Origin of the sequence: Labilithrix sp., assembly GCA_019637155.1 — a bacterium.
Lineage (GTDB): Bacteria > Myxococcota_A > Polyangia > Polyangiales > Polyangiaceae > Labilithrix.
The window spans coordinates 160,929-175,616 of the sequence record JAHBWE010000005.1 but is presented as its reverse complement, the minus strand read 5'-3'; the positions used below and the strand labels follow the sequence as shown (position 1 = coordinate 175,616).

13 protein-coding genes and 1 tRNA gene are annotated in these 14,688 nt (G+C 72.4%); 5 read left to right on the top strand and 9 right to left on the bottom strand.

Features of this window, described 5'->3' with window-relative positions; translation table 11 throughout:
• Positions 1 to 3: 3 nt before the first annotated feature.
• Entirely contained in the window at positions 4 to 627 is a 624-nt protein-coding gene (locus tag KF837_11730; GenBank protein MBX3227979.1) for a hypothetical protein, read from the bottom strand.
• Positions 628 to 677: 50 nt separating this feature from the next.
• Between KF837_11730 and KF837_11725 the strand changes: the two genes are divergently transcribed.
• From KF837_11725 to KF837_11710, 4 genes are read left to right on the top strand one after another with little or no spacing between them, the layout of a single operon-like run.
• Positions 678 to 1,517, top strand: coding sequence for a hypothetical protein (locus tag KF837_11725; protein MBX3227978.1), 840 nt, complete (start codon positions 678 to 680; stop codon positions 1,515 to 1,517).
• Positions 1,517 to 2,341, top strand: coding sequence for a YcbK family protein (locus tag KF837_11720; protein MBX3227977.1), 825 nt, complete (start codon positions 1,517 to 1,519; stop codon positions 2,339 to 2,341). Before KF837_11725 ends, KF837_11720 begins: the two co-directional genes overlap by 1 nt.
• Positions 2,341 to 4,341, top strand: coding sequence for a protein kinase (locus tag KF837_11715; GenBank protein ID MBX3227976.1), 2,001 nt, complete (start codon positions 2,341 to 2,343; stop codon positions 4,339 to 4,341). Before KF837_11720 ends, KF837_11715 begins: the two co-directional genes overlap by 1 nt.
• Before the next feature lie 44 nt (positions 4,342 to 4,385).
• Positions 4,386 to 4,853 carry a hypothetical protein gene (locus KF837_11710; GenBank protein ID MBX3227975.1) on the top strand — a complete coding sequence of 156 codons (468 nt, stop codon included), beginning with the start codon at positions 4,386 to 4,388 and terminating at the stop codon, positions 4,851 to 4,853.
• A gap of 1 nt (position 4,854) precedes the next feature.
• On the opposite strand, the gene tmk is transcribed toward KF837_11710, so the two are convergent.
• Both tmk and panC read right to left on the bottom strand, forming a co-directional pair.
• Complete coding sequence (gene tmk, locus KF837_11705) at positions 4,855 to 5,475, bottom strand: dTMP kinase (GenBank protein MBX3227974.1); 621 nt, start codon at positions 5,473 to 5,475, stop codon at positions 4,855 to 4,857.
• 38 nt (positions 5,476 to 5,513) lie between these two features.
• Complete coding sequence (panC, locus tag KF837_11700; GenBank protein MBX3227973.1) at positions 5,514 to 6,386, bottom strand: pantoate--beta-alanine ligase; 873 nt, start codon at positions 6,384 to 6,386, stop codon at positions 5,514 to 5,516.
• 27 nt (positions 6,387 to 6,413) lie between these two features.
• Between panC and KF837_11695 the strand changes: the two genes are divergently transcribed.
• Complete coding sequence (locus KF837_11695; GenBank protein ID MBX3227972.1) at positions 6,414 to 6,986, top strand: hypothetical protein; 573 nt, start codon at positions 6,414 to 6,416, stop codon at positions 6,984 to 6,986.
• Between the two features lie 19 nt (positions 6,987 to 7,005).
• On the opposite strand, the gene KF837_11690 is transcribed toward KF837_11695, so the two are convergent.
• The 6 genes from KF837_11690 to KF837_11665 form a co-directional block, all read right to left on the bottom strand.
• Positions 7,006 to 8,859 (bottom strand): hypothetical protein, encoded by a 1,854-nt coding sequence (locus KF837_11690; protein ID MBX3227971.1) that lies wholly within the window; start codon positions 8,857 to 8,859, stop codon positions 7,006 to 7,008.
• A 230-nt stretch (positions 8,860 to 9,089) separates the two neighbouring features.
• Positions 9,090 to 10,439, bottom strand: a complete 1,350-nt coding sequence (locus tag KF837_11685) for a protein kinase (GenBank protein MBX3227970.1) — start codon at positions 10,437 to 10,439, stop codon at positions 9,090 to 9,092.
• A gap of 37 nt (positions 10,440 to 10,476) precedes the next feature.
• A complete protein-coding gene (locus tag KF837_11680) occupies positions 10,477 to 11,208 on the bottom strand; it encodes a hypothetical protein (protein ID MBX3227969.1) in 732 nt (243 codons plus the stop codon).
• A 56-nt stretch (positions 11,209 to 11,264) separates the two neighbouring features.
• A tRNA-Ile gene (locus KF837_11675) sits at positions 11,265 to 11,338 on the bottom strand.
• 71 nt (positions 11,339 to 11,409) lie between these two features.
• On the bottom strand, positions 11,410 to 12,681 hold the full coding sequence (locus tag KF837_11670; GenBank protein MBX3227968.1) for a hypothetical protein: 1,272 nt from the start codon (positions 12,679 to 12,681) through the stop codon (positions 11,410 to 11,412).
• Between the two features lie 25 nt (positions 12,682 to 12,706).
• Entirely contained in the window at positions 12,707 to 14,656 is a 1,950-nt protein-coding gene (locus tag KF837_11665; protein MBX3227967.1) for a bifunctional homocysteine S-methyltransferase/methylenetetrahydrofolate reductase, read from the bottom strand.
• Positions 14,657 to 14,688 lie beyond the last annotated feature (32 nt).

The following is a 14,688-nucleotide window of genomic DNA, read 5'->3' as shown; positions in this document are numbered from 1 at the left end:
GAGTCAGACGCCGAGCGCGGCGAGCGCCTTGAACGCGACCTCCGCCGCCTTGGCGGAGGCCTCCACGTGGTTCGCCTTCCACTCGTCGCGCCCCCTCGCGCCGACGAAGTTCGCGATCCCGAGGACGATCGTGGACGGGACCCCGAGCACGTGACACGCCCGCGCGACGGCGTACGCCTCGAGGTGCTCGACCGGCGCGATGACCGCGAGCTTCGCCGCGAGCGCCTCGTCGGTCGTGACGCCGAGCGTGTTCGCGATCGCGCACGGACGCGCGCCGGCGGAGAACACGGCGTCGACCATGTCCGAGTCGAAGGCCGCCTCCGTCGCGTACGGCAGCGCCGCCCTCCCCTCCACCACCGCGGGCTCGACCAGGCGCACCGACTGACCGACGACGACGTCGCCGATCGCGAGCCCCGACCTCGCCGACGCCCCTGCCGTCCCGAGCGCCAGCACGTGCGTCGGCCGCCGCGCCATAATGCATCGCGTCAATCCAACACCCGCGTCGGTGAGCCCGATGCCCATCGGCTCGAGCACGACATCCTGCCGCGGCTCCGCCCCGAGAAGCCCGAGAAGCTCGCGAAACCGCTCGAGCTCGGGAGCCCAAGCCGCCGTTACGAGGAGATGCACGACATCGAGGGTTGCCGAGAGTTGCCCGTGCGTCTACTCTAGAGGTGTTTATGCGCCTGCATCTCGCCCTCGTCGGTGCCCTCGCGGCGCCGAGCCTCGTCGGTTGCGCCGTGAGCGCGCCGCCGGACCCGGGACCGGAGACGACGAGCCCGTCGAGCACGCCCGCGACCGCCGTCGTCGAGGTCGACCGGACCACCGGGCCGGGCGAATCGGCGCGGACGGACGCCGTCGTCGCGCGCGTCGTGCGGGTCAAGCAGGGCGCGGTCGACGAGTCCGCGCTCCGCATCGCCGGCATCCCGGACGAGCTGCCGGCGGGAGGGTGCATCGTCCCGTCCGAGGCGAGCGCGCTCAATCCGGGGCAGTCCGTCGAGCTCCTCAACGTCGGGCCCGTCAGCATGGCGAGCGACGGCGCGAGGAACACACTCCTGATGCCGCGGACGATGCCGGACCCCGCCGGCGTGGTCTCCGGGTTCTTCTACTCCGCTCGCTCGGCCGACGCGTTCGCCGCCGGCTCGAGGGTCACCTTCAAGACGTCGGGCGGCACCGACCTCCCCGACGGCTTCACGATCAGCGCGAACGCGCCGAAGGACCTCACCGCCGTGCGCGCCGTGTTCGGCGACGACGGCGCGCTCGACGTCGCGTGGGACGCGACCGAGGCGGACCCGCACGACGTGGTCTACGCCGACGTCCTCTCCCCCGCCCCGCACGTCGTGCTCCGCTGCGTCGCCTCCGACACCGGGCACCTCGTCGTCCCCGCGAGCCACCTGAACAGCGTCGACGAAGGCCAGCTCGCCGTGCATCGCCTGCACCGCGAGAGCTTCCGCGCGAAGGGCATCGATCCGGGCGAGGTCCGGTTCGACGTCGCGAAGGTCATCACCTTCCGTCGCTGATGCGCCGGCACGCGTGGGTCCTCGCGTGCGCGTTCGTCGCGCTGCTCGCTCCCGCCGCTCGCGGCGGCGGACCTACGCCGGCGAAGAAGCCCGCGCCCACGAAGAAGCCCGCGCCGGCGAAGAAGCCCGCCCCCGTGCCCGCGTCGCGCGCGTGGCACACGCCGCCGCCGGGGAGGACCGCGCCGGTCGACGAGAGCGGCCGCCCGCAGCTCGTGCTGCAAGCGCTGAACACGACCGATCGCGTGACGTTGACCGCCCACTCCGAGCGCGGGGGCTTTTCGGCGGAGGACCTCGATCGCGCCGCGCACGTCCTCCGCGATACACGGAGCGGCAACGAGCATCCGATCGATCCGCACGTGCTCGATCTCGTGTACCGCATCGCGACGCACTTCCAGACGGCGGAGGTGCGCGTCATCTCCGCGTACCGCACGCCGCGCGGCGCGAGCCGCTCGAACCACGGGAGCGGGCGCGCGATCGACTGCGTGTTCCCGGGCACGACCGACGAAGAGGTCGCGAAGCTCGCGCGCGAAGAGGGCTTCACCGGCGTCGGGACGTACCCCGTCAGCGGCTTCGTCCACCTCGACGTCCGCGATCGCTCCTACTTCTGGGTCGACAGCAGCGGACCCGGCAAGCGAAACCGTACGCGCGGGATCCTCGGCGACCTCGCGGCGAAGAGCGACCAGCGCGCGCTCGCGCGGGGCGAGCACGGCGTCAGCCCGTTCGGGATCGGCACCGACGTCGACGGCGCGCTCGCGTCCGCGGCGCACGGCAACGTGACGACCACGCCGCAAGAAGAAGACGACGACGAAGAAACGGCGCCGTGATGGATGCCGACGTCGATCGCCTCGTCCGCGAGCAGCGCCTCCGCGAGGCGGCCGAGCTCGCGGCGAGCCGCGGCGACGTGCGCACCGCGTCGACGTTGTTCGAGCGCGCGTGCGATTTCCGCCGCGCGGCCGCGCTCGCGGTCGAGGCGGGAGACTGGCCGCGTGCGCTCCCGCTCGCGCTCGAAGGCAAGGCCGAGGATCTCGCCGAGATCGCCTTCCCGCACCTCGCCGGCGACGACGCCAACGTCGAGCGCGTCGCGTTCCATCTCGAGCGGCGCGGCGATCACGGGTGGGCGGGCCGGCTCCTCGAGAGCATCGGCAAGGACGCGGAGGCCGCGCGCGCGTTCGAGCGGGCCGGGCGCGCGATCGACGCCGCGCGTCTGCTCGAGGCGGCGGGCGACGTCGTCGGCGCGTCGAAGGTGCTCGAGGCGCAGGTGCGGCGCGACCCCGGGAAAGGCGCGTTCCTCGTCGCGCTCGGGAGCTTGCTCCATCGCTACGGCAAGACCGACGCCGCCGTGCGGCAGCTGCAGAAGGTGCGCGCCGACGCGCCCGAACGTCGCGCCGCCCTCACGATCATGCTCGAGGCGCTCGAACGTCTCGGCCTCGCGCAGGCGCGCGTGGAAGCAGAGGAGGAGCTCACGCGGCTCGGCGGTCCGCTCGAGGGCGCGCTCGTCGAGACACGCGGCGCGGCGGTGCGCGCGCGGCTCTTCGGCCGCTACGAGATCGCGCGCGAGGTCGCGTCGTCGCCGCACGCACGCGTGATCGAGTGCGTCGACGGCGTGCGCGGCGCGAAGGTCGCGGTGAAGGTGTTCGCCGGCTACGACGCGCGCGGCGCGGGGCGCGATGCGCTCGCCCGCTTCGAGCGCGAGGTGCGCGTCCTCGGCGCGCTCGATCACCCCAACATCGTGCCGCTCCACGACTACGTGCCGGAAGGACCCGCCCTCGTCCTCGAGTGGATGAGCCGCGGCACTCTCGAGGACATGCTCGCGCGCGAGCCGCTCGCCCCCGCGCGCGCGGTCGAGATCGCACAAGCGGTGCTGTCCGCGCTCGGCGAGGCCCATCGGCTCGGCATCATCCATCGCGACATCAAGCCGGCGAACGTGCTCTTCGACGAAGCGGGCGTGACGCGCCTCGGCGACTTCGGCGTCGCGCACCTCTCCGACCTCTCCGCGACCGCGACCGCGGGCGTGATCGGCACGCTCGGCTACATGAGCCCCGAGCAGCGCGAAGGCCGCCCCGCCACCGTGCGCAGCGACCTCTTCGGCGTCGGCGCGATCCTCTGGGAGATGCTCACCGGGCAGAAGCCGGAGGCCGAGCTCGCGGGCGGGGCCTCGACGTTCTCGACGTTCACCGGCGGCGAGGAGGCGCCGCCCTCGTCGCGGCTCGCCGGGCGCGTGCGGCCGAGCGGGATCCATCGCGACCTCGACGCGCGGCACGACGAGGTGGTCTTCGCGCTCGTCGACGACGATCCGGCGCGGCGCCCGGAGGACGCGTTCGCGGCGCGGCGCGCGCTCGGGGCGCTCCGCTGGCCGACGACGATCGAGCGCATCGCGGTGCCGCAGCGCGCGATGAAACGTCCGAGCGAGCGGCCCTCCGGCGTGCGCTTGATGCCCGACGAGCACGGCACCGAGGTCGACCAGTGGCTCGGCCGCAAGGTCGTCTCCGTCGATCTCGACGCGCCCACCCTCGCGCGCGCCTCCGCCTTCGCGCGCGCCGATCACGCCGCGCTGCAGGCGGTGCTCCGCGTCGATCGCGCGGGCGGCGCGATCTGGCTCGCCGCCCCGCGCGGCGCGCCGCTCGCGCAGAAGCTCGACCCGGAGCAGGTCGCGACCTTGCGCGAGGCCCTCGATCGCCTCCACGAGACGGGCGAGGTCCACGGCGCGGTCGACCCCGCGCACGTGCTCGTCGACGAGGCCGGCGCGGTCACGCTCACGTTCACCCCCGCACCGGGCCCCACCGCGACCCCCGACCTCGACCGCCTCGCCCTCGCCCGCCTCTAGCGCGCAGAACTTGCTCGCGCGGCGCCGGCTGTGGAGGATGAGGCATGGCCTCGATCGCCCGCCTTTTTGCCTGCGCCGCCATGCTCCTCGTCGCCGCGTGCGAGTCGAACCCCGAGCCGAAGATGCCGCGGCTCGACGGCATCGATCCGGCGCCGGAGTTCCCGGGCCAGACGGGCGCGCGCGTGAAGACGCCGATCACGTCGGTGAAGCGCGCGGACGTGAAGTGGACGCTCGACAACGGGCCCGGCTACTTCCTCCAGAACGTCGTGCTCGAGGAGTGGCCGGTGATGCGCGACGGGAAGTTCCACGGCTTCAAGATCCAGTCGATCAACGACACGTGGATCATCGACCTGAAGGCGGGCGACGTCGTCACGCGCGTCAACGGCATGGTCGTCGAGAAGCCGGACGACGCGATCTCGTGCCTCCGCGCGCTCGAGAAGGCGCCGGCGCTCAAGGTCGACTACGAGCGCAACGGCATGCCGCGCGTGCTCGAGCTGCCGATCGTCGACTGAGCTACGTGAGTATGCTCGTCACCGCCGCGTGGACGCGGGCGTGCACCTCTTCGATGGTGCCGCGGCCGTCGACGATCGCGACCTTGTCCTCGGGCATGTGCTTGTCGAGCGTGTGATAGAAGTCGACGAGCGCGCGCTGCACCTCGTTCTGCTCGTAGAGCTGCGCGGCCTCGCCGCGGACCTCGCGCCGCGCGGCGGCGAGATCGGCCGGGAGGTCGATCACGACGGTGAGGTCGGGGCGGAGCGCGTGTTTGTTGAGCTCGCGGATCCACGCGACCGCTTGCTCGCCGCCCTTCCCGCTCGTCACGCTCTGGTACGCGAGGCTCGACGCGTCGTAGCGATCGGACACGATGATGCCGCCGCTCGCGAGGAGCGGCTCGATCTCGGACTCGACGTGGTCCATGCGGTCCGCGGCGAAGAGGAGCGCCATCGTCGTCCACCCCGGCGACCGGCCGCCGGGGATGACGGTGCGCCCGGTGAGGACCTGCCGCACGAGCGAGCCGACCGGCCCGTCGCTCGGCTCCCGCGTGCCCTTGGCCGGCTTGCCCTCCGCGCGGAGGCGGTCGACCAGGCGCGCCGTCTGCGTCGTCGTCCCCGCCCCGTCGATGCCTTCGAGAACGATGAAACGTCCCGTTCGGTTCGCCATGGCGCGAATGGATATCAGGTTCCGGGGACGGGATCTTCCCCCAGCACCACGTTGTCGATCAGGCGCGTCGCGCCGACGCGGCAAGCGACGGCGAGCAAGGCGCGCTCCGGCACCGCCGCGTCGTCGGCGAACGGCGCGATCGCGTCCGCGTCCGCGATCGTCACGTAGTCGATCGACGTCGCGACCGCCTCCACCTCCGCGTGCGCGAGGCGGCGGAGGACGCCCGCGCTGCGCTCGCCGCCCGCGAACGCGCGCGCCGCCGCGGCGAGACCGCGCGAGAGCCCCAGCGCGCGCGTGCGCTCCTCCCCGGAGAGGTACGCGTTGCGCGAGCTCAGCGCGAGCCCGTCCGCCTCGCGCACGATCGAATGGCCGCGGACCTCGACCGGGAAGAACAGGTCCGTCGCCATCCGGCGCAGCACCGCGAGCTGCTGGTAGTCCTTCTTCCCGAAGACCGCGACGCACGGCCCGACGATCGAGAAGAGCTTCGACACGATCGTCGTCACGCCCTCGAAGTGACCGGGGCGATGGGGACCGCAGAGGTGCTCCGTGAGCCCGTCGACGCGGACGCGCGTGCGCTCGCCGGCGGGGTACATCGCCGGCGCGGCGGGCGCGAAGACGAGGTCGACGCCCTCGAGCTTCTCCACGTCGCCGGCGAGATCGCGCGGGTACTTCGCGAAGTCCTCGTTCGGACCGAACTGGGTCGGGTTCACGAAGATGGAGCACACGACGTACTGCGCGTGCCGCCGCGCCTCGCGGACGAGCGCGAGGTGCCCTTCGTGGAGCGCGCCCATCGTCGGGACGAGCCCCACCCGCCGCCCTCGCCCCCGCGCGTCGTCGCAGGCTTTCCTCACGAGATCGGGCTCTTCGAGGACGATCGCATCCGCCATCGCCCGCCATGCTACAGAGGACTCTCGATGCGTCGAGCCGTCTTGTCCATCCTCGCCGTCGCCGGCGCCGTCGCCGCGGGTTGCGGCAGCCGCGGACCGCTCGACGACGACGCGCTCGGCGCGACGACCGACGACGCCGGCGTCACCCCCGACGCCGCGACGACGACACCTCGCCCCGTCCTCGACGCCGGCCGCCCCGAGCGCGAAGCCGGCGCCGTGAGCTGCGGGATCTGCGTCCTCGAGAGCTGCACCCCCGCGATCACGAGCTGCCTCTCGAACCCGCAATGCACCGGCATCTTCCAGTGCGTCGCGACGACGTGCCTCGCCCCCTCGCTCGACGGCGGCGGAGGAGGCAGCAACGGCCTCGACACCCGCTGTCTCCTCGGCTGCCTCGGCGGCAACCCCGCCGGCGCCGTCGCCGTCCTCGGCATCTTCAGCTGCCTGACCAACACGTGCGGCCCCGACTGCGGCCCCGTCCTCGGTGGCCTCGGCAACCTGGGCGGCCTCGGCGGCCTGGGAGGCGGCGGCTTCGGCGGCATCGACCGCATCGACCCCGACGCGTTCGAACAAACCTTCGCCCCGCTCCTCCAAGAGCGCTGAGCGCTGAGAATCCCGAGTCCTATTTGAAGCTCGAGGAGCTCTCGAGCTGCGCCTTCTGCAGCGCCTCGAGGGCCTTCCGCGTCTCTTCGTCCGTGTCCTTCGGCGCCTTCTTGCCGGGCTTCGGCTTCGGCTCGTCGTCGTCGTCCGGGTCGGGCCTCGACTTCGGGACGAAGGGACGCGTCGTGCGCTGCGGAGGCGCCGCGCGACCGACGGGCTTCGCCGACGGAACGGCGACCGGCTGCTGGAAGACGACGCCGTTCTGCGGCTGGCCGGCCGCGGGCGCCGCGTTGGGATCGCCCACGGGCGGAGCGAGCGCGCTCGGGTTGTTCGGATCGGCCACGGGCGGCTGCCCGACCTGCCCGACCTGATCGGGTCCCGGCATCGGCTGACCCGACGGATCTGCCGGCTGCACGGGGCTCGCGCCGAGGAGGCCGACGGGGAGCGCGTTCGCGTTGGGAGCGGCCGTCGTCGCGGCGGGCGCGATCGGAGCGGCCGGCTGCGCGGCGGCCTGGAGCGCCGCGTCGAACGCGGGCGGCTCGGTCCGCTGCGTGATCGCGACCGCGACGACGCCGACGAAGACGCCCGCCGCCGCGAGCGCCATCGCCCACGAGATCGCGGGGCGGCCCGACGGCCGGAAGTTGCTCGCCGTGAGCGCCGGCGGATCCCGCTGCGGCGGGAGCCCCACGCCGGTCTGCGCGAGCCGGAAGTGCGCGGGCATCGAGGCCGGCGCCGGCGGGACGGACTGCTGCGAGGGGAACGCCGGCGGCGGACCGCTCGCGTGGCTCATCATGTGAGCCGGCATGCCGTGCCCCGGCATGTCGTGCATCGGCATGTCGTGCATCGGCATGTCGTGCGGGCTCGAGTGCATCGCGGGCGGAGGGCCCGACATGCCACGCGCGGAGACCGGCGGCGAGCTCATCGCCGCGGTGTGGTTCATGCCCATCGGCGCGCTCGACGAGGACGGCGGCGGGCGATCGTAGCGGTCGTAGCGATCGCTCTCGCCCGTGACGTCCATCGTCTGCTGGTACGGAGCCTGGCTCGCGTGGGTCGCCATGCGCGCGGCCGGATGCGAAGACGGCGGCGGCGCGTAGCTCCGCGGCGGCGCGGCGGAGATCTCGTCGTCGTACGAGTCATGGGCGCGGCGCGGCGGCGGACGGTGGCTCGGCGGTCCTTCGTACGAAGCAGGCGGGTAGTTGCTGCGCGGCGAGGACTGCGGCGCACGCACGGAGCGCGCGGGCGGGACCTGCGTGTACTCGTCGCTGTCGTTCTCGCCGAGGAGATCGGGCGGCGGCGGCGCGAGGACGCCGGGCCGCTGCGATGCGCGGAGCGAGTCCTGCGTCTTGCGGATGACCGCGGCGGGCGCGACCGACGTCGGGTTCGACGACGGCGCGGGTGTCATCGACGGGTGCGCCTTGCGGCGAACGACCCTCTGCGCGGACGTGGCGTCCTTGACGACGGTGCGACCGCCGTCGTCGTCCTCTGCGTCGTCGTCGATGCCGTCGTACGAGATCGAGGGCGTCGGCGGCGGGCGCAGGCTGCCCGGGCCGAGACCGCCGCGGCCCGACGAGGGCGGCGGACGCATGCTGGCGGGAGCGCCGGGACGGATGCTCGACGGAGAGCCCGGACGGCGCGACGGCGGCGGCATCGTCACGGGGCGACCCGCGGCCGGGATCGGCGCGGGGACCTGCGAGAACGACTTCGAGCTCAGGATGCCGGTGCGATCGTCGTCGACGTCCGGCGCGGACTCGCGGAGGCGCGTCTCTTCGTCCTTCCGATTCGACGGGCGCGACGACGAGGCGGGCGCGATCGCTTCCTTCGCGACGACGTCGCTGCTCTCTTCGCCTCGGCCGGGTCGCTTGGTGAAGGGAAGCATGAATCTCCGGGGAGCCTCTCACGGTCCATGCGAGGCCTGGACCAGGTCACGTCACTCTGCCTTCAACGTACCACGCGCATCGGCGATCCTTCGGCGACCAAAATGGGCGGAATTGTCATCTCGTAAGAGCCGCTCGCACATGACCGCCACGTCAGTGCGGGCCGGAGCCTGGTGGTCCATCGATCCAGAGACTCGGGGGCATCGCCCGCTCGCTCGCTCGCCCGCTTTGCTCAGCGGACGAACGCGATGACGAGACCGCCGCCGAGCAGGAGCGCGACGATGCCGACGACGACAGGGATCAACCACGGCGAGCGATCGCCGAGGCCGGCGACGCGCATGTCGTCACCGCCCGCGGGGCGCGGTTGCGCTTGAGGATGCATCGGCTGAGACATCGGGTACTGCTGCGACGGCGCTTGTTGCGAGACCGGCGCGGGGACGTGCGACGCCGGCAGCGAAGGCGCGCCGTGCATCGCGATCGTCGCCGCCATCGGACGCATCGCGAAGGGATCGGCGGCGGCCTCGATCGCGACCGGCGCGACGTTCGGGCTCGGCGGCAGACGCGCGAGCCCTTCCGCGATCTGCTTCGCGAGCTCCGCTTGCGGGAGTTGCGCCCACGCTTTGTGATCGCCGGTGAGGCCGTACGCGTGGCCGACCGCGGTCGCGAGCGCGCCGACGCTCGGCTGGCGGTGGTTCGGGTTCTTCGCGAGCGCGAGCTCCATCACCTCGTCCATCGTGTGAGGGACGGGGAACTTCGCCGCTTGCGCCTTCTTGCTCGGCGGATCGGGATCCTTCGTGAGGATCGCGAGGAGGATCGACGGGCCGTTGTTGCCGGTGAACGGGACCGTGCCCGTCATGCACTCGTAGCTGATCGCGGCGAGCGCGAAGACGTCGGCGCGCGCGTCGAGGTTCTCGAGGCCCTGCGCCTGCTCCGGCGCCATGTAATACGGCGAGCCGATCGTCGTGCCGAGGACGGTGAGCTTCTTCGCTTCCTTGTTGTTGTCGCGCACCGATCCGAAGTCGAGGATCTTGACGTCGTCGCCCTCGCGCGTGCCGCAGAGGAACAGGTTGTCCGGCTTGAGGTCGCGATGCACGACGTTGCGCGCGTGCGCCTCGTCGAGGCCGACCGCGACCTGCGCGAGCATGCGCACGATGCGCTCGGGCGGGATGAGCTTCTCGCGCTTGAGGATGAAGCGCAGCTCCTCGCCGTCGAGGAACTCCATCACGAGGAGCCAGACGCCCGACGCTTCGTCGCGCTGGAAGTCGAGGACCTTGACGATGTGATCGTGCGGGAGCTGGCTCGAGATCTCGTACTCACGCTTGAACCGCTCGAGCGCGATCTCGTCGCGCGCGACGTCGTTGTGGAGCACCTTCACCGCGACGCGCGTCTGCGTCTGCTTGTCGATGCCCTCGTAGACGCGGCCCATGCCGCCGTCGGCGACGACGCGACGGAGCTCGTAGCGACCGCAGAGGCGTGTGCCGAGCCGCGGATCGTCGCCGGCCGGGATCGGGACGAGGCTCGCGAACTGCAGCGCGCTTCCGTCCGCGGGGCAGAAGCCTGCCTCGTCCGGGAAGACACGCAAACATTTCGGGCAGCTCTTCAGGGCGTGGGGCTTTCGGCTAGTCGACCTTCGTGGCTTGAACGGGTGCAGCGAAGTAGATGAGCCGATTGCACGACGGACACTGCTCGATGAGCGGCTCGCGGCGCAGGCGGTGATAGAGCTGCGGGGGCAGCGCCATGTTGCACTTGTTGCAGGTGCCGTCGCTCGTCTGCGCGAGCGCGCTGCCGCGCCGCTGGCGGATCATCTCGTAGCGGCGAAAGAGCGCCGGCGGCAGCCGCTTCACGATCACGTCGCGTCCCCCGCCCTTCGCGACGCGATCGGACTCGAGCTGCGCGACCTTCGCTTGGATGTCGCCTTCCTTCGCCGCAAGCTCGTCGGAGAGCTGCTTGTGCTCCCCCTCGGTCGTCTCGAGCTGGGCGCGCACCGCGGCGGTGTCGGTGTCGATGCGCTGGATGTCGTCCTCGCGATCGCGGATCAGCTTCCGCAGCTCCTCGAGCTCACGCTGCGCGGCCTGGCTCTCGCGCTCGGTGCGCGAGCGGTTCAGCTTCTCGCGTGAGTGCTCGATTTGCTGCGTCATCCCGCGTATGTCGAGGTGCAGCTCGTTGCGCTGCTTGTCCGCGCTGCCCACCGTCGCGCGGTCGGCGGCGAGCTTGTCCTCGAGCTTCTTCAGGCTGTCCTTCATTCCACCGAGGGCGCCGCGCTCCTCCGCGAGCTTCTCTTCGAGCGCCTTCACCTCGGCGTCCATTGCCGCCAGCTCCTCCAGCGCGCGGATCTGATCCGGGTTGCTCAACCGAGTGCTCCTGTTTTCAAGAAAGCGAAGCCGCGGGCTTCGGGGACGAGAAGAAGTGGGCCCACCTGGGTTCGAACCAGGACTAGCCCGGTTATGAGCCGGGGGCTCTGACCGATTGAGCTATGGGCCCCGAGGGCTCGTGGCATCGTCACGCGAAAAAGCTAGTCGAACCGAGGCCTGGGGGAAAGTGTTGAGAAGGCGTCATCTGCAAACGAAGCGGAGGAGCTCGGGTTGGGGGCGGGTGGGTTTGTCGGTGGCGGCGAGGGCGAAGAGGGTGTCGTCGGAGGAGGCGAGGATGCGGGTGTTGTCGAGGGTGGGCTCCGAGGACGCGCGGCCCTGCGCGACGAGGCCGGGGCCGAGGAGCGTGAGGCGGGCGTGCTCGCTCGTGTCGCTCCAGGCGAGCCAGCGCGCGGGCTCGCCGGACGCGGTCGGGACGAGGTCCGCGAGCGCGTGGCCGACGCCGTCCTTCACGACGTCCGCCGCCTCGGGCTTGCCGTTCTCGCCGAGCTTGTAGCGCACGATGCGGGCGCCGCCGCCCTCCGACGCCGCGATCTCGTCCTGCAGCATGATGACGAGATCGGAGCCGCTCCGCGCGAGCTCGAAGGCGACGGCGCGCCCCTTCTCCGAGGACACGCGCATCGGCTTCCCCTGCGGCTCGCCGGAGCCCGAGAGCGCGAGCACCTCGATCCACCGGAACGCGCGCGGCTCGCCGGGGCCCTCGATGCCGGAGGGCTCCTCCTCCGCGCGGCGCGCCATCCACGCGAGCCAGAAGCCGCCGCCGGGCTTCGCGACGAGGCGCGGCGACTCCGCGTCCGACGTGTCGGGCGACGCCGTGCGCGGCGCGGCGTCGGCGGTGAGCGCTTGCACCTTCACGACGCCGCGCGTGGTCGCCTCCTTCTTCGCCGGGACGCCCGCTTCGAGGACGACCGGCGCGTCCTCGTCCCACGCGACGAGGCCGGCGCCGTTCTCCGCCCACGCGAGATCGAACGCGGTCGACTCGTCCGCCTGCTGGAAGATCGAGAGCGGCTTCTTCTCGGTCCCCGCCCCTTCGGGCACGACCTCCTTCACGACGAGCTCGCGGAGCTTCGTCCCGCCGTCGGCCGAGCGCCCGGCGATGTACGCGACCCACGGCTTGCTCCCGTTCCAGCGCGGCGACGGCGGAGGATCGTCTCCGAGCGGGACGCCGAGGTCGGTCATCGTCGCCTCCGCGAGCGTGAGCGGCGCGCGCAGCATCGACGCGACGCGCTTGCCGCCGTTCACGCGCACGACGCCGGCGAGGAGGCCGGCGGGGCCGATCGCGACGTCGCCGACCGTCGCCTCGTCGCCCGGGATCGCGAGGCGCTCGGCGCCGCGGCGGCAGCGCGGCAGCGGCTCCGCGACGACGGTGCCCGACGTCACCGGCGCGGGCTGGCCGCCGTCGGCGGACGCGCCGGGGTCGTCCTTGCTGCACGAGCCGCAGGCCGCGAGACTCATGCAGAATACAGCGATCGCGGCGGGCCTAGTGCAGCGCATCCGGCCTTGGCGCGGCGTCGAGGAAGCCGTCGACGACCTCGAGCGCGAGCTCGTAGCGCTCGAGCGGCGGCATGATGTACGCGCCGGAGACGCGCGAGCGGACCGACGCGAGCATCTCGCGCGCGATCGCGACGCCCTCGCGCCGCGCGTGCGGGCCGGAGCCGGCCTTGCGCATGCGCTCGCGCACGGCCTCGGGGACCTGCATGCCGGGCACCTCGTTGTGGAGGAACTCGGCGTTGCGGAAGCTCGCGAGCGGGAGGAGGCCGACGAGGACGGGTAGCCCGAGCGGCGCGATGTCCTCGAGGAAGCGCTCGAGCACGGCGGGATCGTAGACCGGCTGCGTCATCACGATCTCGGCGCCCGCCTTCTTCTTCTGTTCGAGCCGCGCGAGCTCGCGCTCGTAGTTGAGCGCCGCCGGCTCCGCGCCGGTCGCGAGGACGAACCGCGTCGCGCCGCCGAGCGGCTTGCCCGACGGATCGACGCCGTGGTTGAGGCGCGACGCGAGCTTGAGGATGCCGATCGAGTCGAGGTCGTAGACCGCGGAGGCGTCGGGGAAGTCGCCCATCTTCGGCGGATCGCCGGTGATGATGACGAGGTTCCGCACGCCGAGCTCGCTCGCGGCCATGAGGTGCGCGAGCGTGCCGAGCAGGTTCCGGTCGCGGCCGCAGACGTGGAGGATGGTCTCCATCTCCGCCTGCTCTTGCACGCGCATCGCCATCGCGACGTTGCCCATCCGCGCCTGCGCGCGCGCGCCGTCGGCGATGTTGATCACGTCGACGCCGCCGGCCTTCAGCATCTTCGCGGCGTTGATCGCCTTCGTGAGGTCGAGCCCCACCGGCGGGTTCACCTCGACCGAGACGACGAATTGGCCGCGCGCGATCTTCGCCGCGAGCTCGCTCCGCTCGGAGAACGGGGCGCAATGGGTCTCCCCGGCGTGGAGGGGGTCGACGATCTCGACCACCTCGCTCGCGCGGACGAGGGCGCCTTCGTCCTTCGTCGACGACGGCTGCGTCCCCGCCGCGCGGTCGGCCTGGCCGACCATGCGCGCGGCGGCGGAGATGCGCCGGACGTGCTCGGGCGTCGTCCCGCAGCAGCCGCCGACGAGCTTCACCCCGAGCTTGAACATGCGGCGCGCGTAGACGCCGAAGTACTCCGAGGTCGAGATGTAGACGAGGCGCTCGTCGACGCGGCGCGGGAGGCCGGCGTTCGGCACCGCCCAGACCGGCAGGCCCGTCTCGAGCATCGGCGTCACCGCCTCGAGCACGTTCATCGGGCCGTCGCTGCAGTTGACGCCGACGACGCTCGCGCCCCACTCTTTCATCAGGCGCGCGACCTCGGCCGAGCTCGTCCCGTCCGCCATGCGGCCGCGCTCGTCGACCGACGCCGACGCGATGACCGGCACGGTGCCGCCCGCCGCCGTGACCGCGGACTCGATCGCGATGCGGAGCTCGTTCGTCTGCCGGAACGTCTCGACCAGGATCGCGTCGATGCCCGCGCCGGCGAGCACGCGCGCCTGCTCGAGCAGCGCGCTCCGCACCTTCGTGAGGTCGTCGCGGCTCGCCTCGCCGAGGAAGTAGCCCGACGGGCCGATCGCGCCGGCGATGAACGCGCGGCCGTTCGCGGCCTCGCGCGCGCAGCGCACCGCCGCCTCGTTGAGCTCCTTCACCTTCCCCGCGAGCCCGTGCTTCTCGAGGCGCATCGCGTTCGCGCCGAACGTGTTGGTCTCGAGCACCTGCGCGCCGGCGCGCACGTAGTCGTCGTGGACCTTCTTCACGATCTCGGGCTTCGAGACGTTGAGCTCCTCGAGGCAGGTGCTCGGGAGGATGCCGCGCTCGAAAAGCTCGGAGCCCATCGCGCCGTCGACGACGAGCGGGCCGAGCTCGAGCGCCTGGAGGAATCCGTGACCCGGCGGCGGCACGGAGTTCGGCGAAGCCATGGCCCTCGGAGTAGCGCGCCGGCCCGCGGAAA

Coding starts and splice junctions, on each gene's coding strand:
- KF837_11690 (MBX3227971.1), bottom strand. CDS start 8,859: ATGCTTCCCTTCACCAAGCGACCCGGCCGAGGCGAAGAGAGCAGCGAC.
- panC (MBX3227973.1), bottom strand. CDS start 6,386: ATGGCGGATGCGATCGTCCTCGAAGAGCCCGATCTCGTGAGGAAAGCC.
- KF837_11725 (MBX3227978.1), top strand. CDS start 678: ATGCGCCTGCATCTCGCCCTCGTCGGTGCCCTCGCGGCGCCGAGCCTC.
- KF837_11695 (MBX3227972.1), top strand. CDS start 6,414: ATGCGTCGAGCCGTCTTGTCCATCCTCGCCGTCGCCGGCGCCGTCGCC.
- KF837_11715 (MBX3227976.1), top strand. CDS start 2,341: ATGGATGCCGACGTCGATCGCCTCGTCCGCGAGCAGCGCCTCCGCGAG.
- KF837_11720 (MBX3227977.1), top strand. CDS start 1,517: ATGCGCCGGCACGCGTGGGTCCTCGCGTGCGCGTTCGTCGCGCTGCTC.
- KF837_11710 (MBX3227975.1), top strand. CDS start 4,386: ATGGCCTCGATCGCCCGCCTTTTTGCCTGCGCCGCCATGCTCCTCGTC.
- KF837_11665 (MBX3227967.1), bottom strand. CDS start 14,656: ATGGCTTCGCCGAACTCCGTGCCGCCGCCGGGTCACGGATTCCTCCAG.
- KF837_11670 (MBX3227968.1), bottom strand. CDS start 12,681: ATGAGTCTCGCGGCCTGCGGCTCGTGCAGCAAGGACGACCCCGGCGCG.